This is a genomic window from Clostridium hydrogeniformans DSM 21757, from assembly GCF_000686705.1.
Taxonomy (GTDB): domain Bacteria; phylum Bacillota; class Clostridia; order Clostridiales; family Clostridiaceae; genus Clostridium_Z; species Clostridium_Z hydrogeniformans.
The window spans coordinates 1-19,252 of the sequence record NZ_JMLJ01000021.1 but is presented as its reverse complement, the minus strand read 5'-3'; the positions used below and the strand labels follow the sequence as shown (position 1 = coordinate 19,252).

At 29.0% G+C, this 19,252-nt stretch carries 17 protein-coding genes; 14 read left to right on the top strand and 3 right to left on the bottom strand.

Features of this window, described 5'->3' with window-relative positions:
* Positions 1 to 573: 573 nt before the first annotated feature.
* From BR69_RS0112375 to mgtE, 3 genes are all read left to right on the top strand, one after another.
* The gene (locus BR69_RS0112375; RefSeq protein WP_027633471.1) at positions 574 to 1,179 is read left to right on the top strand and encodes a DUF1836 domain-containing protein; all 606 of its coding nucleotides are present in this window, start codon (positions 574 to 576) and stop codon (positions 1,177 to 1,179) included.
* 134 nt (positions 1,180 to 1,313) lie between these two features.
* The gene (locus BR69_RS21560; protein WP_084315459.1) at positions 1,314 to 1,457 is read left to right on the top strand and encodes a YvrJ family protein; all 144 of its coding nucleotides are present in this window, start codon (positions 1,314 to 1,316) and stop codon (positions 1,455 to 1,457) included.
* 886 nt (positions 1,458 to 2,343) lie between these two features.
* On the top strand, positions 2,344 to 3,690 hold the full coding sequence (gene mgtE / locus BR69_RS0112360) for a magnesium transporter (protein ID WP_034849863.1): 1,347 nt from the start codon (positions 2,344 to 2,346) through the stop codon (positions 3,688 to 3,690).
* A 454-nt stretch (positions 3,691 to 4,144) separates the two neighbouring features.
* On the opposite strand, the gene BR69_RS0112355 is transcribed toward mgtE, so the two are convergent.
* On the bottom strand, positions 4,145 to 4,987 hold the full coding sequence (locus BR69_RS0112355) for an aldose 1-epimerase family protein (protein WP_027633469.1): 843 nt from the start codon (positions 4,985 to 4,987) through the stop codon (positions 4,145 to 4,147).
* Between the two features lie 88 nt (positions 4,988 to 5,075).
* Between BR69_RS0112355 and BR69_RS20515 the strand changes: the two genes are divergently transcribed.
* Positions 5,076 to 7,676, top strand: a complete 2,601-nt coding sequence (locus BR69_RS20515) for a sensor domain-containing protein (protein ID WP_051623606.1) — start codon at positions 5,076 to 5,078, stop codon at positions 7,674 to 7,676.
* A 137-nt stretch (positions 7,677 to 7,813) separates the two neighbouring features.
* Here BR69_RS20515 and BR69_RS0112345 read toward each other — a convergent pair whose 3' ends face one another.
* On the bottom strand, positions 7,814 to 9,058 hold the full coding sequence (locus BR69_RS0112345) for a methyl-accepting chemotaxis protein (protein ID WP_027633468.1): 1,245 nt from the start codon (positions 9,056 to 9,058) through the stop codon (positions 7,814 to 7,816).
* A 432-nt stretch (positions 9,059 to 9,490) separates the two neighbouring features.
* Between BR69_RS0112345 and BR69_RS0112335 the strand changes: the two genes are divergently transcribed.
* From BR69_RS0112335 to BR69_RS0112325, 3 genes are all read left to right on the top strand, one after another.
* Positions 9,491 to 9,916 carry a hypothetical protein gene (locus tag BR69_RS0112335; RefSeq protein WP_027633467.1) on the top strand — a complete coding sequence of 142 codons (426 nt, stop codon included), beginning with the start codon at positions 9,491 to 9,493 and terminating at the stop codon, positions 9,914 to 9,916.
* Positions 9,917 to 10,210: 294 nt separating this feature from the next.
* On the top strand, positions 10,211 to 10,786 hold the full coding sequence (locus BR69_RS0112330; RefSeq protein ID WP_027633466.1) for a sigma-70 family RNA polymerase sigma factor: 576 nt from the start codon (positions 10,211 to 10,213) through the stop codon (positions 10,784 to 10,786).
* A gap of 56 nt (positions 10,787 to 10,842) precedes the next feature.
* Positions 10,843 to 11,649 carry a YihY/virulence factor BrkB family protein gene (locus BR69_RS0112325; RefSeq protein ID WP_051623605.1) on the top strand — a complete coding sequence of 269 codons (807 nt, stop codon included), beginning with the start codon at positions 10,843 to 10,845 and terminating at the stop codon, positions 11,647 to 11,649.
* 230 nt (positions 11,650 to 11,879) lie between these two features.
* On the opposite strand, the gene BR69_RS0112320 is transcribed toward BR69_RS0112325, so the two are convergent.
* Positions 11,880 to 12,929 (bottom strand): LCP family protein, encoded by a 1,050-nt coding sequence (locus BR69_RS0112320; RefSeq protein WP_242840695.1) that lies wholly within the window; start codon positions 12,927 to 12,929, stop codon positions 11,880 to 11,882.
* Positions 12,930 to 13,399: 470 nt separating this feature from the next.
* On the opposite strand from BR69_RS0112320, the gene BR69_RS0112315 reads away from it, so the two are divergent.
* The 7 genes from BR69_RS0112315 to rfbA all read left to right on the top strand — a co-directional run.
* The gene (locus BR69_RS0112315; RefSeq protein WP_027633463.1) at positions 13,400 to 14,044 is read left to right on the top strand and encodes an HAD-IB family hydrolase; all 645 of its coding nucleotides are present in this window, start codon (positions 13,400 to 13,402) and stop codon (positions 14,042 to 14,044) included.
* Between the two features lie 2 nt (positions 14,045 to 14,046).
* Positions 14,047 to 14,403 carry an EamA family transporter gene (locus BR69_RS0112310; RefSeq protein WP_027633462.1) on the top strand — a complete coding sequence of 119 codons (357 nt, stop codon included), beginning with the start codon at positions 14,047 to 14,049 and terminating at the stop codon, positions 14,401 to 14,403.
* Positions 14,394 to 14,726 carry an EamA family transporter gene (locus tag BR69_RS0112305; protein WP_027633461.1) on the top strand — a complete coding sequence of 111 codons (333 nt, stop codon included), beginning with the start codon at positions 14,394 to 14,396 and terminating at the stop codon, positions 14,724 to 14,726. The genes BR69_RS0112310 and BR69_RS0112305 overlap by 10 nt, the downstream gene beginning before the upstream one ends.
* Before the next feature lie 1,312 nt (positions 14,727 to 16,038).
* A complete protein-coding gene (locus BR69_RS0112300; protein ID WP_027633460.1) occupies positions 16,039 to 16,689 on the top strand; it encodes a sugar transferase in 651 nt (216 codons plus the stop codon).
* A gap of 26 nt (positions 16,690 to 16,715) precedes the next feature.
* Positions 16,716 to 17,600 carry a glycosyltransferase family 2 protein gene (locus tag BR69_RS0112295; RefSeq protein ID WP_027633459.1) on the top strand — a complete coding sequence of 295 codons (885 nt, stop codon included), beginning with the start codon at positions 16,716 to 16,718 and terminating at the stop codon, positions 17,598 to 17,600.
* 40 nt (positions 17,601 to 17,640) lie between these two features.
* Positions 17,641 to 18,492: a glycosyltransferase family 2 protein gene (locus tag BR69_RS0112290; RefSeq protein WP_027633458.1), complete on the top strand. Its 852-nt coding sequence runs from the start codon at positions 17,641 to 17,643 to the stop codon at positions 18,490 to 18,492.
* Positions 18,493 to 18,590: 98 nt separating this feature from the next.
* A partial coding sequence (gene rfbA / locus BR69_RS0112285; RefSeq protein ID WP_027633457.1) for a glucose-1-phosphate thymidylyltransferase RfbA occupies positions 18,591 to 19,252 on the top strand: 662 nt, incomplete at its 3' end.

Sequence of the window (19,252 nt, the reverse complement as noted above, 5' to 3'; positions counted from 1 at the left end):
AAAAATTATAGTTTAAATTTGAAAATAAAATAGTAATTTTATGGCACATAAATTAACTAATGTCGAAAACTCTTGATAAAAAATTAAGTTTTTTATCAAATTGTTCATTATATATTTTGTTCAAATTTTCTTAAAATATACATATTAAGGTAAAGAAATATTCTATTCAATGCTATAATATGATGATAAATTTAAAATGGTGAAGATTAATAATTCACAAAAGTCACACAGCTTATCCACATATGCATTGTGAATAATGTTGATAATTTTCTGAAAAAGGGGTAAGAGATTATGAATCAAGGGAGAAAATAAGGCTAAGCTGTGGATAAGATTTCAAATAAAAGAAGTATAGGGTATAAAATAATTAACTTGTGTAAAAATTAAGTTAATAGACAAAATCCTATGTTAAAGAAAATATAGGATGGATTAACACAGGGGAAGGGTAGGATTATAAAATTCATAAATAAGAGCAAGATAAAAGAAGTATAATATAAGTAAAAATAACTTGTAATAGGTTTTGAATTACCTTATAATAAGAATATAAGGGTTTTATAAATCTAGGGAGGTGAAAATATGGATAGCAAAATAGATTTTAATATGGATTATGTAATGAAGCTAGCAGAAGAAATGTCTAAAAATAATATGGTGGATTATCAAGAGTTACCTAAGTATGATTTATTTTTATCTCAGGTTATAGACTATCTTAATGATAAATTCACAGAGGAAAAGTATACTAATAATATAGTACAAAATTATATTAAAAGTGATGTAATATCTAAGCCAGAGGATGGAAAAAAAAGAGGATATACAAAGATTCACTTAGTACAGCTAGTGCTATTAAGCTATATGAGACCTCTACTTACAGCAGAAGAGATAAAAAAAGTATTTAGATTAGCATTTAATGATATAAATGATAGAGAAGATGATATATTATCATGGGAGGAAGCTTATAGAATATTCTCAGGTACTCAAAAGGAAAGCCTTAATTCTTTCTTAAGTACCCCTTTATTTGATGATAGTAAGTTAAATAAGATGATAGAAAACTTAGAATTAGAAGATAAGGATATGGTTAGAATAAAAACTTTTATAATAGTTATGTCCTTAATAGCACAAGCTAGTGTAATCAAAAAGCTTGTTCAAAAAATAGTAAATGAACATCATGAGGAATTTGAAGAGTAAAAATATTTAGAGGGTAAATAAATTAAATATGAAAAGATGTGATTTGTATAAATATTTTTTTATATTTAATTTAAGGAGTTAAAATAGTAAATTCATCCCCGGATTGTATATCTTCTCTATAAGGGGGGAGATGTATGGATGGATTTATTAACTTAATAGCTAATGTGGGGTTTCCTATAGCTGTATCTATCTATTTACTTATAAGAATAGAAGGGAAGCTTGAGAGCCTTACTGAAAGTATTAATGCTTTAACAAATACCATAGGTAAATATAAGTAATAAAAAGATGTCTCCATAGTGGAGGCATCTTTTTATTTGAGAAAATAGGTTACATTTTTAAAATTAATTTTTAAATTTTAGGTTAATATATTGGTTATATATTAGCATCCACTTCCGCTTCCTGTAGATACAGAGAAGCTGCTTCCGAATAATCCTTTTTTAAAGTTTACTTTAATATCAGTTAGCATAAAGGAAAATTCCTTATCTGCTACAAATTTTATTCCATTTGACTCAATTGCATCATCATTTTCTTTTTGTTCATCCAGAACAAGTCCAAGGGTTGGACCGCCTCATCCAAAGCCTTTTATAACTATTCTGGCTGCATCTTTCTTTTTATCGTCCATAGATTTTCTTAATGCATCTATGGTTGCTTCGTTTATAGAAATATTCATCATAGTTACATTCCTCCTATTACCCCTTAGGGGTATGTCATAATATTATTATATTCCTCTATAACAAATTTGTCAATTATAGTTTTAACTAATAGTAGTATATATTTATTTTAGTTGAATTTATACCATATTTATAAGTTGAAACTTTTACCATTAAGTTTAGAAAAGTTAAGGAAGCTTGGATTTACTAAGGATTAGATTGTACTAATATTTAGAGCTAACAAGAAAACACCATAAAAAAAGATGGTAATTTCACAGTTCCATTGATAAAATATATAGATGGAATAAAATATATATTATATTTTTAAAGGGGATACCGAATTTATTCTACCTATTACCATTAATATTAAGGGCTTTTTAATATTAATGGTAATAGGTTAGAGAATAAATTCTTCTAGGATGAATAGTGGAAGAGTATTTATAAAAAACTCTTATTTAATTTAGAAATAGAGTTATTTTAAACTACAGAAGAAATCTAGAAAGGAGAGGTATCAATGCAAGCAATGTCAGACTACCAACTTCTCAAGTTTTTAATGAATAGTTCATTAGATGAAATAAAAGAAAATATAGATGATATACATCCAGCTGATATTTTAGATTCCATAAGAAAGCTGGAGGAAGATCAAGTTTTTACCCTTTTATCAAAACTACCCCATTGGATGGTAGCGGAGGTTATAGGAGAGGCAGATGAAGAAGAGCAGATGAAGCTTTTATATCTTTTCTCTGAACTTAACCAAGGTAAAATATTAAATGAAATGAGCTCAGATGACTTAGCAGACCTTTTAGGTATGATAAATCCAAGTGAGGCTAATAAGCTTATTGAAAAGCTATCTTCTAAAGAGGATAGGGAAGATGTTAAGGAACTTTTAACCTATCACCCAGAAACTGCTGGGGGACTTATGGCAACAGAATTCCTTAGTATAATGGAGAATATGACAGTGGAGGAGACCTTTACCCTTCTTCAAAAGGAGGCACCTAATGCAGAAAGTGCCTATTATTTGTATGTGTTAGATAAAAAAGAGGTATTAAAAGGAGTGGTATCCCTTAGAGAATTAGTTACTTCTACCTTTAATACTAAAATAAAAGAAATAATGAATGAAAATGTAATAAGTCTACCAGTAGAGATGGATCAAGAAGAAGTAGCTAATAAGTTTGAAAAATATGGTTTTTTAAATATGCCTGTGGTAGATGATAATGGAGTTATCCTTGGGGTTATTACTGTAGATGATATTATAGATGTATTAAGAGATGAGGATACAGAGGATATACACCGTCTAGCAGGGATAGATGAAGAGGAAAATGTTGATGGAGGAACCATAGATTCTATTAAGAGTAGACTTCCATGGCTATTTGTAAATTTATTTACAGCACTTTTAGCTTCTACTACTGTAAGTCTTTTTGAAAGCACAATAAGTCAAGTTGTTATTCTAGCCACATTTATGCCTATAGTGGCAGGGATGGGAGGAAATGCTGGGACTCAAACTTTGACTTTAGTGGTTAGGGGTATAGCCCTTGGAGAACTTAGTTATGAGAATTATAAAAAGGTATTAATAAAAGAAGTATCTGTTGGAATTATTAATGGATGTTCCATAGGAATATCTGTAGCTTTACTTGCCAGTCTTTGGGCAAAGAATCCTGTATTTGGACTTGTAATTGGTCTTGCCATGATATTAAATATGACAGCAGCCACTGTAGCAGGTTTTTTAGTACCAGTAACATTAAAGAAATTAAAGGTAGACCCAGCTTTAGCATCAGCAGTATTTGTAACCACTGTAACAGATATATGTGGATTCTTCTTTTTCCTAGGTCTTGCCACAGTGTTTATAAGATTCCTAGTATAAATAAACTTATAATGTTTAGAGGAATATTGGGATATTAAAATAGAAATATAAAGTTATACAGTAATCATATAAATTTATATTTTAAACATATATGTTGTATTAATTAATTTACATTCCATTCTTTGAGGACTAAATAAGTTTTAATTGAATCTAATGTAGCTTTAATATCACAACTTACATATAACTTTATAATATTGGCACTGAAATTTTTACATACATATAAAAAGGGTGTTATTATAAGATTAGATATTCTAGAGTGAGAAACATATATAAATTAGGTTTAAATGTATATAAGTTAAGGACTATATTTTATATGCCTACTATGGTAGTAATAACCCTTTTCTAAGAAGAAAGGAGAAAATACTTTATAGTAGGGATAAGAATATAGTCCTTATTTCATGTATAAAGATTATTAAGAACAAATCATATAAGAATAAATCTCACATATTTATGCCTAATCTATTGTTATTGTATAAGAAGCAGTGAAGGATTTATTTTCTTCTAAAGTAATAACCCCATCCTTATTCTTAAACTCTCCATTAAAATCATTAAAATCAGCATGACCAAACCAAGGCTCAAGGCAAATAAAAGGTGCATTATTACTCTTAGACCATATGCCAAACCAAGGGAAACCTTGAAAGTCCATAGTAACCTTTTTAGAGTTTTTATTATTAAGTATTGCTAAGGTTTTAGAATCTAGGTTGTTAAAAACTAAGGCATCATTTATAAATAATTCAGAACTTAAAGGTATTCTATCAGAATCCTTTAAAAATTCCTTAGTATCTTTAGATATAAATCCATCCTTAGTTATTGGATATATAGGAGCAGTTTCTTTTTTTTCAAACTTAAGATAGTAATCCTCCATTTTCTCACCAGAAAGTAAAGGCACATTAAAGGCAGGATGAGCTCCTATGGAGAAATATATAGTTTTATCATCTAAATTCTCTACATTATATGTAACCTTTATGGAGTTTTCTATAAGCTCATAGCTTATTAAAAGAGAAAATTTATAAGGATAAACCTTAAGGGTATCCTCATTATAGTCAAGTTTAAAGGATAGAAAATCATTTTTTTTCTCAACTAGTGAAAATTCATTTCTTCTTCCAAATCCATGTTGAGGCATAACACCACTTTTTAACTTTCCAACTATAGGAAAAAGTATAGGTGATTGACCAGTCCAGTAGTTTTCATCTCCTTGCCAAAGATATTCAGTATTATCTTTTAGAATCTTTGAAAGCTCTGCACCATAGGATTTAACTTCTACATTTAGTACATTATTATAAATATTAAAAAACATATTAACACTCCTTTGCACTCTTACTAAAAATATAATATCATATAATTACCTTTAAAAATGAAAATTATTAATATTAGGAGTAATTTAAATGGAGGAAAACTATGTAGGGTCTAAAAATAAAAAATATATAATAATTACTTTAATAATAACTCAAGTTATATTAACAGCAATAATCTTGAGATTTTATATATCTTATAGACAGGTAGATTATAGGGACTTAGCAACTTCAGTAGGAAGGGCTATAGAAGGGGAACTACAGGACTTAATTTTTGATATACAAGATTTAATTAATGAAGGAAATGGGGAAAGTCTTGTAGGATATCCAGAAAAGGATATACTTAATTCTTGGATGAGTAGGGAGCACCCAGAGGTTAATAAGGTATACATTATAAGTAAGGGTATGGAACCAGAGCTTGTAACTAGAAGTGAGGAATTTAAAACCTTTGTGGATTATGGATATTTAGAAAAAAGCTACAATGAGTCGGTTAAAAAACAAGAGGGAAGATCTTCTGGAGGAAATCTAAATATATTAAAGGGAGAAAATGATACTACATTAAACCTTTATTTATCCCATAAAGTCAATGAAAAACTAAAGTTTATAGTTATAAATATAAATTTTGAAACCATATTTAGAAAGGTAACAGATAAGGATGTATATAATAAATATGATTTTAGAATTTTATGGGATGATAATGAATTAGTTTGGGGAGATAATAATTTTAGTAAAAAATCCTTTTCTCAAACCATAAATATAAATCATAAAAATATAAACATAGATATAAAGGTTAAGGATAATATTTATAATAAGATAAAAATATCTAGGGCATTGGTTTTAGTTATAATAGGGGTATTTTTTATATTATTTAATTCCACTTTATTTGTGGTTTTAAAGAAAAATAAAAATATATTAGAACTTAGAAAGCTTAAAAAGAAATTAGAAGAAGAGGTTAATGCTAGAAAAGAAGCAGAGGATAGATATAGGTTGGCCATAGATGGAGCCAACGATATTATATGGGAATATGATGAGGTAAAGCAGGTTTTAACCTTATCTGAAAAATGGACAGCAATAACTAGGGCTAATAAGATAGAATATAACAAGGATGAAATAAGGGAAGAATTATACAAGGTGGCATATAAGCAGGATATTAGAGGAATCTTAGCTTTAATGGATAAATGCGCTAATAGATCTTTAGATGAGTTTAAATATGACTTTAGGGTAAGTGGAAAAGATGGAATAACCCTTTGGATGTATGTAAGAGGAAAATGTAAATATGATGAAAATCATAATCTTATAAAAGTAGCAGGATCTATAACAGATATAACAGATAATAAAATAAAAGAGAAGCATATAGAATATTTAGCTTATCATGACCATTTAACAGGGCTTAAAAATGTTAAAGGCTTTGTTGAATATATTGAGGACACATTAGAAAAATGTAAGGAAGAGAATAGCAAGGCAGCAGTTTTATTTTTAGACTTAGATAACTTTAAGGGGTTTAATGATACCCTAGGTCATGATTTTGGAGATAAGGTTCTAAAGAAGGTAGCCAATGCTATATACTATGTGGTTAAAAATCATGGAAGTGTAAGCCGGATAGCTGGAGATGAGTTTGTTATAGTTTTAGACAAGTTTAAAACTTTTAAGGAACTTCATGAAATCTGTGATAAAATAATAGACTTATTTAAAGAGGACTTTTTAGTGGATGAGAGAAAGGTTAGTGTAACCGTAAGTATGGGAGTATCTATTTATCCTTGTCACAGCACAGAAAGTGATCAGCTTTTAAGTAATTCAGATATTGCAATGTATAGGGCAAAATCTGAGGGGAAAAATAGGTACCGTATCTTTGAACCTAAGTTCTTAGAATTAACCCACAAGAAACATAACATGGAAATGGGTATAGCGAGGGCTCTTAAGGAAGAGGAGTTTCAGATATACTATCAACCTAAGATAGATGTAAAAAATGGAAAGATAGATGGGTACGAGGCCTTAATAAGATGGTATTCAAAGGAAAAGGAAGCTTTTATATCTCCTATGGAGTTTATACCTATTGCAGAAGAGTTTGGACTTATAGATCATATTGGATATTGGATAATAGAAGAGGTAGCTAGGCAAATTAAAATTTGGAAAAGCAGGGACATGGAATGTAATAGAATAGCCATTAATATATCCCCTATTCAGCTTATTAACAAGAGTTTTATGGATAAGACTTTAGAAATATTAGAAAGTTATGATGTAAGTCCAAAAGATATAGAGCTGGAGATAACAGAAACTACTTATATGAAGGATATTAATAAAAATAAGATACTTCTTCAGGAATTAAGAGAGCTAGGTTTTAGGGTAGCTCTTGATGATTTTGGAACAGGATATTCATCCTTAAGTTATCTTATAAATATACCTATAGATACCCTTAAAATTGATAAGTCTTTTATAGATGACATAACAAAGAATGAATTAAAGAAAGACATAGTAGAGGCAGTAACAACCCTTTCTCATAGCATTGGACTTACAGTGGTGGCAGAGGGGGTAGAAAATTATAAAGAGGTTAAACTATTAAAAGAATTAAACTGTGATGTAATACAGGGATATTATTTTAGTAAACCTATGCCTCCAAGGGAAGTTGAGAAGTTTTATAAGGAATATAAAGAGGAATTAAAAATACAAAAAGAAATATTTATTACTGAAAAATAGTAATTATAGTTAATGTAGAAATTAAAATTAAATATGGTATCGAAGAAAAAGCTATGGGAAACATCTAATTAATGTAAAGAACTCCCATAGCTTTTTATTATGGTAAAAGCCATGGGAGTTCTAGTGATCTAAAGAAACTATATTTTAAATTGATTAATCATACCATTTATCCTATTTACTAGGCTAGTTAGATTATCTGATATGTTAGATATTTTTTCAATGGACTGAAGGTGTGAACTGGTGGAAGCTGAAACTTCCTCAGTACCTGCTGCAAATTCTTCAGATATAGAAGATATGTTTTGAACACCATCTATTATTGAATCTTTAGAAGAATTTAATATGTTAACCTGCTCCTCTAAGGTAGATATTTTTGTGTTAGAAGAAATAATATTTGAGTCTATGGATATAAATGCTTCCTTAGCATTATTTAAGGCATTATTAGCATCTGAATTGGATGCTTTAGCATTATCCATATCCTTTTTAGTAGTTGATATAGAATTCTGAATATCCTTTATTAAGGTTTCTATATCAGTGGTTGAACGAGTAGTTTCTTCTGAAAGTTTTCTTATTTCATCTGCAACTACAGCAAATCCACGTCCTTGCTCTCCAGCTCTTGCAGCTTCTATGGCAGCATTAAGTGCTAAAAGATTTGTCTGCTCTGCTATGGTTTTTATGGTAACTAAAATATTACCTATGGAGTTAGACTTTAAAGATAAATCTTCTACAGTGTCATGGGTCTTAGCTGTGGCACTAAGATTTGCTTTCATTTTATTAGAAAGCTCATTTAATGCAGAAATTCCTACCTTATTATCAGTTATAACCTTACTAGAGTGATTTTTTAATTCAGTAGATAAAACAACAATTGAATCTATCTGTTCTCCAAGGGAATTAAGCTCCTCTGAAATTTCTAAAGAATGGTGAGCTTGAGACTGAGCCCCACTTGCAAGTTCATCTAAGGTTCTTGATACGGACTCCATGGCAATAACCATTTCTTCAGAAGACACAGAAAGTTCTGTAGAAGCACCTAAGGTTTCTCCTGATATATGTTTAAATTCCTCTACCATAGATTTAAAGTTATCCCTAAGAGAATAAATGGACCTTGCTATGTCTCCAAGTTCTGTAGGTAATTTTGTTAGGAATTCTAGCCTATTATCATTGATTAAATCTAAATTACCTGTTTTATCTAACAATTCTTTTGTTTTTAGAAGATAAGAGGCAAGCTTATTCATAAATACAAATCCGAGGACGAAGGATAAAGCTAAGTTTATTCCTATAACTAGTAAGAAGTTAATATTAAATTTTAATAGTACAATAGATACCACAGATATGGTTAAGGACATAATAACCATAAATCCTAATAATTTGTTAGACAGCTTTTTCAATTTAAGAACCCCCTTAATGCTGTATGTAATAATATATAATTATACCACAAAATATCCTATATCTAGAAAAAATATAATTTTTAAATCATCTTAACTTTTACTTAATAATTATACATAATAGATACATAAAGGATAAGTATGGTCTAATTGGGAATGTATATATGGTGAAAGGAAGGGATGATTAAATGGGTAAGAAGCTACGAAAGTTAGTAAGCATAGCTATTGAATTAGCTATTAAACGGGTTCAGCCACAGGAATGGTTGCACATGTAGATAATGCTCCAAAAACTAAGGAAGAGGTAAAGAAAAAAACATAGAAAACTTCAAGGATTTAGATAAGAAAGCTGCATATAAAATAGAAAATAAGGTTAAGGAATTAAGAATAAATGGAGAAAAGGTAACAATAAAGGAAGATAAGACTTTCAATAATACTATGAAGCTAAAGGATGGATCAAATAAGTTTAGAGCTGCTATGGTAATGGAGGATAATAAGGAAGAAGAAATATATGGAATTCTAGTTAATGATGAAAAAGCTCCAGTGGTAACTAGTAACTTAGAAAAGCTGACAGATAAGGATAATATAATAAGGGTTACTGGAGATGAATTTACCATAAAGGGAACCGTAGTAGACAATACCTTTGGATATAAGCTAAGTATAAATGGTAATGAAGTAGTAAGCACCATATCAAGGATGGGAATAATAATGAGTATGGAAGATAAGGCTTTTGAAAAGAGAGACTTTACTCATAATACTAAGTTAGATAAAGAAGAAACAGCTTTAGAGGTGGTAGCAGAAGATAGTTTTGGAAACAAGGTAATTAAGAACTACAAAATAGTTAAGGAGAAAAAACAATCTTAACTAGGATAAAATAATAAAATATTTATTTTAGAGAGCAGCTTTCTAATGGAGATTTATCTACTAGAAGGCTGCTTTTGTATTTTAAATATAGGTAATATGACTGTAGTTATAAAGAGTTTTTATTTAGGCGTGGATGTTTTAGTGGGGAATAAGACTTAAAAAATTAATATTTTTATAAGAATATAGTAAATATAATCCCTTTCTGCATAACTAACTATTGAGAATAGAAATAACTATTGAAATAGAACATATGTTCTGTTAAAATTTGTATAACACTATTAAGGGGGAGAGGGAATGGAATTGATAAATCTTGTTATAAATGCAAAACATGGGGAGCAGGATGCACTATATGAGATAGTTAAGAGGTTCCAAGGGCTTATAAAAAAGGTGGCTAGAACAATATATATAAGGGGATTTGATGAGGATGATCTTATAAGTATAGGTACTCAATCCCTTATAATAGCAGTAAAAACTTATGATTTAAATAGTAATACTAGGTTTGAGGGATATGCTTATAAGGTAATTAGAAACAATTACTATAATGAAATAAGAAGGATTGCAAGATATAATCATGTTATAAGTCTTAATGCCACAATAGATGAAGATGACCATGAGGCCATAGATATAATAGAAGATAATTATACCTTAGAAGAGTATATGGATAAAAAGGACATACTTAAAATAGTAAGTGATTTTTTAAATAATTTAGGTTTTCAAGATAGGGAATTATTAATATACTATTTTAGAGGAACTAAAGGAAACATAAAGGAATACTCCATAAAATGCAATAAAGAATATTTTAGTTGTATAAGAAGAAAAAACAAATTAATAGGAGAACTTAGAGAATATCTTAAGGATTATAGAAAATAATATAATAAGTAAGTATAATATCCTTATAGCTTAAATTATTAGAAGGACGTGAATTAATGAATATAGGATTTAAGGAGATAAGGAGATTTTGGGATAAGCTATTTAAGGATGATATATTTGCCCTAGCATCACAGCTTGCATATAGCTTAATAGTGGCTTTTTTCCCTTTTTTAATATTTCTAATGACCTTAATTGGATATCTAAATCTTAGTCCTAAGGCAGTTTTAACTACCTTAGAAGCCTTACTACCAACCATGGCTTATGATCTTATAGAGGAAACTGTAAGAGGTATACTTATGAACCAGAATGGGAACATATTATCCATAAGTTTAATCATAACTATATGGACGGCAGCATCAGGATTTAGGGCAATAATTGTAGGGCTTAACAAAGCTTATGACACAGAGGAATCTAGAGGAATCATCAGTACATTTATACTATCTATAATATTCACCTTGGCCATAAGTTTAATAATAATAGCAGCCCTTGTTTTACTAGTATTTGGGAAGGTGTTAGAGAAATATTTATTTAGGATTACAGGATATGACTTACTGTTTCTTCAGATATGGCAGTTTTTAAGGTATGGGGTAATAGTTTTTATAATGATATTTGTATTTATCCTTATGTATGTTTTTACTCCTTGTAAACGCCAAAAGTGGATAAATGTGCTGCCAGGAGCTGTATTTACAACAGTAGGATGGATTATAACCTCCTTAGGGTTTTCTTACTATGTTAATAACTTTGCTAATTATTCTAGGATATATGGGAGTATAGGAGCAGTGGTTATTCTTATGACATGGCTATACTTAAGTTCTCTTATAATACTCCTTGGAGGAGAAGTAAATGCATTTTTAGAGGAATAATAGATAAATTTTAAAAGAAGTACAAATTTAAGAACAGGGTAACTAGAGAACATAAACCTTATTATATTATGGAGTAATATAATAAAACATAAATAGAAAATATAAAATAAAAAAGGATATGACTTAGTACATAATTATGTATTAGGTCATATCCTTTCTTAATAATAAGCTAAAGATTTATAAGGCTAATAATTCTATATTAGTTTAACTTAGTGTAATATGCAGAATTTTTATTTAGTCTTAGTAGGCTTTATATCATCAAATATATAGTCATGAAGCTTCTTTTGAGTTGCTTTTTCATCAAAAGGTAGATACCAAACTCCCTTAATCATTTTTCCAGAGTCAGGGAAATCTCCATCCACAGGGAAACGCTCTTGTTCTAAGTTTGTTGTTCCACTAAATATTATATCCTTACCTAAAAGAACAATATCTGTTGGAGTCATGGAGGTTTTAATCATTGGAAGAAGCTCAGCTACAAGATCTGGATATTTAGAGATTCCAGCTTCCTTTATCCTATCAAATAGTTTAGAAAGAACAATTCTCTGCCTTTCAGTTCTTTCAAAATCTCCCCCACTGGTGTACCTTATTCTAGTATAAGCAAGGGCTTGCATACCATTAACCTTTTGAGTACCAGTTTTAGTTAAAGGAGTTGCCTTCTTTTTACCTAGCTTTGCCAGTTCATTTATGTACCGATTAGCATGTTCTATTTCATCCTTTCTTATGGTGAGCTCTATTCCCCCTAAAGTATCTATAATTTTTTGCATATCAGCAAAGTTTACAGAGGCAAAATCCTTTACATTTAGATTAAAATTTTTATTTATGGTTTTCATTGTAAGCTCTGGACCACCAAAGGCATGAGCATGATTAAGCTTATCCTTACCATGCCCATCTATATTTACATAAGAATCTCTCATAAGAGATATGATTTTTATCTTATTTCTATCTCTATCTATAGTAAGTACCATAGTGGCATCAGAACGAGTAGGCTCATCACCTTCAGGCTCATCTATTCCTAGTAAGGATATGTTTATAATATGATCTTTTCCGTCCTTTTTAAGCCTTTCTTCTAGGGAACTATCAATACCTACATTATTTCTATCTATTTTTTCAGTTTTTACTTTGTTAAGTAAAAATAAGTAATACCCACCATATCCTATACCTATAAGACACAATAATAGAACAATTAAAAGAAATATCCTAAGGTAGGGATTTTTCTTCTTCTTTTTCTTTTTCTTTTTTTTAGTACCGTTGTAATGATTTATATCCATTCTACTTCCCATAAATTATATATCCTCCTTTCAACTGTATAACAAACATAACCAAATTTTAAAATTAAACCCATAATAAATATAATACTACAATTAATTTAACATGAATAGTTAAATTATACTATAATATAGGAAACTATGTATTATTATATAATAATATGGAAAATTTTCTTGATACTGCGAATAGATTGACTAAAATAAATATTATTTATAGAATAAAGGAGTTTCAGCTAAAGGTATAGAACATTCAGTGGAATACATAGGTCAAATATCTAACATAGTGTGTTTTATTCACTTTATATCTTCTTTGTTCATAAGAATAAGATTTAATATATAGAATATTTAGTAGACTTGAAGAACCAAGGAGGGAGTCCTACAGAAACAGTACTTACTGATAAAAGATTAATTATCAACATGGTTATGTGGGGGGGATGCACCATGATAATATTGAATATATAAAATTTATTTAGGGAGGCGTTGGAGTGGAAGAGAGATTGGCTTTTTTTGATATAGATAAAACAATAATTAATGGGGATTCCATGATACTTTTGATTAAGTATACTGTTAGAAAACATCCTTTAGCCTTATTAAAGTTGCCAAGGGTTTTTAAAGATGTGATTTTGTATAGGTTAAAATTAATATCATTAAAAGAAGCAAAAGAAACTATGTTTTTTACCCTTAATTATTTAAATAAAAAAGATTTGAAGGATTTTTATGAAAATGTTCTCTTAAAAAGAATGTACAAGGATGGATTAAAGGAGGTAAGAGAAAAGAAGTCTAAGGGATATAAGGTAGTATTAGTATCTGCATCTCCTGAATGTTATATAAAATATTTTAATACTATAGAAGAAGTAGACTTTGTTATAGGTACTATATTAGAGGAGACTAAGGATAATTATATAAATGAAATAGTGGGAGAAAACTGCAAAGGGGAAGAAAAGGTTAGAAGAATAAATAAGTTTTTAGAAGAGAATAAAATTACCATAGATTATGAAAATAGTTTTGCTTATTCAGATTCCTTAGCAGACATTCCTATGATGAATTTAGTTAAAAATAAGGCATTTATTAATTTCAACAAGAGATCAAGGGACAAGTTTTTAGAATATATGTTTTTAAATTGGAGGTAGCTATGGAAAAGAATAAGAGGGGTTCTATTTATGTAGGAATAGGATTAATGATAGTATCTTCACTATTTACAGCCTTTGGACAACTATTTTGGAAAGAATTTAATAGAACAGGAGAAATTTTATATATTATACTAGGGTTTCTATTATATGGATTAGGGGCAATGGTTATGATATTATCCCTAAAGTTTGGAGAACTATCTGTACTTTATCCTGTTATGTGTACATCCTATATATTTGCTCTAGTTAATGGATATGTATTTTTAGGAGAGGTTATAGATATTAAAAAACTTATAGGAATTGGGTTAATCATTCTAGGAGTTGTTTTTATAGGAAGAGGGGAGAAGAGAAAATGTCAATGATACCCTTATATTTAGTAATAATGACGCTGTTTGGTGCTTTCGGAGGATACTTTTTAAAGCTTTCTTCAGAGAAGATAGTGGATTTAAAATCTTTATTTTTTAATAAGTTTATTTATATTGGAGGATTATTTTATATATTAGGAGCAGGGGTGAATATTTACATATTAAAATATCTACCTTACACATTGGTTCTACCATTGAACTCATTAACTTATGTTTGGACTCTTATAATAGCCAAGGTATTTTTAAAGGAGAAAGTAAATAAGAATAAGATAATAGGCATAGGACTTATATTTATAGGTACTATTATTATAGGAATATAGTATAGGTAAATATAAGGGGAAAGAAAGTATTGGTTGGATAAACATGATTATTTGAATATATGAGTACTAGTATATTAGAGGTCGGTATCAATTAAACTTAAAACCAAAAAAACTATAGGACATAGAAAGGAAATAGATATGAAACTAAAGTTAAAAAATATATAGATAATAATGAAGCTAAACTTATATTTATAGTTTTTTTCCTAATATTATTTTCAGTTATTTTCTTTTTATGTAGAGCTATTTATAACTTTGTAGTTAACTTGAAAGTTTCTATCCATAGAAGATAAGATTAACTATCCTTAGTTAGAGTATGCTACCTAATTTATAGATTTAAGATTACTATGTCTTATAGTAGAAATTTCGTAGTTTAGAATTTAAGAGTAGCAATTATATGTGATTAATAAGGTATAGTTAATATGGGACTTTGCCATTTTAATATCTGATTTAAGGTTGGATATAGAATTGGAGAGTCCTTTATAATTTTATCTAAGGAAACTAGGAGTGAACTACATATAAATTAGGAACTATTGAGGTATATAATTATATGTTATAAAAGTTTTAGGGTGGAAGGCTTTTTTCATTTAAAAGTTAAAGATAATAATTAAGAATCCTAGAAAGTTTAAATATTATACTAGAGAAAATTAAGTTTAAATTTACATTATTATTTTATAGAAGAATACAGGAATGAATTATTGTTAATAATAAGAATAAGTTTACAAGAAGAAAAAGTAATAGTAAACTGTAATAGATTTTTATATTATATGTGAAAGATAATGGATAAAACTTTCATGAAAATAAAGTATAATAGGTGAATATAATATATCATTTATTAAGTTGAAGGATTTAATGCTATAAACAATATATGAATATTTTAAAAAAATTATTTATATATGCTAAAGACAATAAATTTGAAGTATATATTTTTAAGTATATTAAAGGCTTAGCACTGATGTGTATATAAATAAGATTTAGAGTAATACTTTCTTAGGTTTAACTTTCACTTTATATTTTAATACTGTAGTTTAGAATTGGTACAACCAGTATAAGGAAAAATTATATTAAATGATGTTGAAATGAAAAGAATTATAAATTTTAAAAGCTAAATATTCATATTTTATTTTTTAAATTTAATAATAATGTAATTATTTCATAGGATTAACCCATTATAATGGTAGTACTAAGGTAATATATTAAAATATATATGACTAAATATTAAGATTTTTAGTGTATATAGATTTTTTAAGGTTTATTATGTATAATAGATTGGTGAATATGCATAGTTAATAAAGGTTTATTATGGAGGAGTATTATGCAGTTGAAAGAGATAAACATAGATAGTACAGTTGAGCAAAAGCCAGTATATGATTTAGTTAAAAGATTGTTTGATATAATATCTGCCACTTTAGCACTTATTATATTTTCGCCTTTATTTATAATACTAGCTATAATTGTAAAACTAGATTCTAAAGGTCCTGTGTTTTTTGGACATAAAAGACTAGGATTTAATGGCGAGCTTATAAAAGTTTATAAGTTTAGAACCATGTATGAAAATTCGGCAGAGCTTTTTGAAAAGTTTACCCCAGAACAAAAACGTGAATTTGAGATAAATTTTAAACTGGATGATGATCCAAGAATAACAAAGATTGGAGACTTTTTAAGAAAGTCAAGCTTAGATGAGCTTCCTCAGCTAGTAAATATTATTAAAGGTGATATGAGTGTAGTTGGTCCAAGACCAATAGTAGAGAAAGAAGTAGAAAAGTATGGTGAATATATAGGAAAATTATTAAAGGTTAAACCTGGTCTTACAGGTAACTGGCAAGCAAATGGTAGAAGTGATACTACCTATGAGGAAAGAGTACAAATGGATATGGATTATATAGATAATAGAAGTTTTGGGTTTGATATTAAGATAATATTCCAAACCGTATTATCAGTTTTAAAGGGAAAAGGTGCTGTATAAGCTTTTTTTAGGAAGGAAGAAGTATTATGAAAGATTTATCCATTGTAATAGTAAGCTATAATACTGTTGATTTACTTAGGAGTTGTTTAAACTCTATATATGAAACAACAGAAAATATAGACTATGAAGTATGGGTTGTAGATAATCAGTCTAAGGATGGAAGTCCAGAAATGGTAGAGAAGGAATTTCCACAGGTTAACCTTGTGAGAAATCCAATAAATGGAGGGTTTTCTCAAGGAAATAACTTAGCTATAGAAAAAAGTTTAGACTATAGTAAATATGTTTTAATACTAAACCCAGATACAGTGGTACACAAAGGAAGCTTAGAGAAATGTGTAGCCTTCTTAGATGAGAATAAAAATGTGGGCTGCCTTGGTTGTAAGGTGGTTTTAGCCAGTGGGAAATTAGATAAAGCTTGTAAGAGAGGATTTCCATCCCCATGGAACTCCTTATGCTATTTTTTAAAGCTTGATAAGTTATTTAAAAATTCTAAGACTTTTGGAGGCTATAATGCAACCTATATAGATGAGGATGAAGAAAGTGAAATAGATTGTCTAGTAGGAGCATTTATGATGCTTAGACAAGAAACTATACAGAAGATAGGACTTTTAGATGATACCTTCTTTATGTATGGCGAAGATATAGATTGGTGCTATAGAGTAAAGGAAGGCGGATGGATAAACTATTATTATCCAAAGGTTTCAATAACACACTACAAGGGAGAAAGTAGTAAAAAGCAGAGTACTAGAATGATAGGTGAATTCCATAAATCCATGATAATATTCTATGACAAACATTATAAAGATAAATATAACTTTATAGTTAACGGACTTACCTATTTAGGCATATATGCTAAATGGGGACTCTCTCTTGTTATAAATGCCTTAAGAAAAGAAAAAAAGGTGTTTTAGTAAATATACATAGAATTTAGATATGTTAGGAGAAAAACTCATGGAACATAAATTCAGTCTAGTAATAGCAACTCTTAATCGTTATGAAGAAGTTAAAGGTTTTTTAAATAGTATAAAGAATATAAAATACCCTTTAGATAAAATAGAGGTTATAGTTGTAGATCAAAATGATAAGCTAGATTTATCTAAGATAATAAATGAGTTTCAGGATTTAAATGTACTTCATATAAAGTCTAGTATTAAGGGATTATCCCAAAATAGAAATCTAGGACTTAAGCGTTGCAGCGGAGACATAGTTGCTTTTCCAGATGATGATTGTGAGTATTTAGAAGATACATTATCAGTGGTTAATGACTTTTTCACATGTAATAAAGATTCAAAAGTCATTATGGGGAGAATAGTAGAAAGAGATGGGTCAGACTCTTTAAGAAAATGGCCTAAGGAGACTATTAATATAAATAAGAACAACTTCTATACAAAGTGTTCTTCTATAACTATGTTTATAAAAAAGAATCCAAAAGAATTAGTCTTTAATGAAAACTTAGGTACTGGAAATTATTTTGGTGCTTGTGAGGATGCGGATATGATATATAGACTTCTTAAAGAAGGAGCACCTATAGTTTATAATCCAGAACTTAGGTTATATCATCCACACTATTCTTCAAGTCATAATATGAGTGAAGAAAAGGTATATAGTTATGGATTAGGTTTTGGAGCGTTTTGTAGAAGTGGATTTGATGTACATAAATTAATATTACTTATAAAGGCTCAAGGGTATCATTGTGTAAATACACTTATAGGGATTATAACCTTGGATAAGGAAAGAATAAAAAAGGGTTATAATGCTTTTGTATCTAGGGTCAAGGGCTTTGTAAAATATAAGCCAGTTTAGAAATTTTGAAAGTGACTATTAAAGCTTAAGTTTATTATAGAGAATTTTTACTTCAAAAGATTTGGAGAGTTATGAAAGTACTTTAGGAGGGATTTATTGTGAAGGGAATTATACTTGCAGGGGGATCAGGCACAAGACTTTACCCAATAACAAAGTCAGTATCAAAACAAATATTACCTATATATGATAAGCCAATGATTTATTATCCTTTATCAGTATTAATGCTAGCAGGAATAAAGGAAATACTTTTAATATCAACACCAAGAGATTTACCATGTTTTAAGGAACTTTTAGGAGATGGTAGTGAGCTTGGACTTAGTATTTCCTATGCAGTTCAAGAGGAACCAAAGGGCCTTGCAGAAGCATTTATAATAGGAGAAGAATTCATAGGAAATGATAGAGTGGCTTTAGTTCTTGGAGATAATATATTCTATGGTTATGGATTTACAGAAAGACTTGAAAGAGCAGTAAACAGAAAAGAATCCACAATATTTGGATATCATGTAAGTAATCCAAAGTCCTTTGGAGTGGTAGAATTTGATGAAAGTTTTAATGTGGTTTCCATAGAGGAAAAACCAGAAGAGCCTAAGTCAAACTATGCAGTACCAGGACTTTATTTCTATGATAATAATGTGGTAGAAATATCTAAGAATGTAAAGCCATCAGCTAGAGGAGAACTTGAAATAACTTCTGTGAATAATGAGTATTTAAGACGTGGAAGTCTTAAGGTGGAATTATTTGGACGAGGTATGGCTTGGTT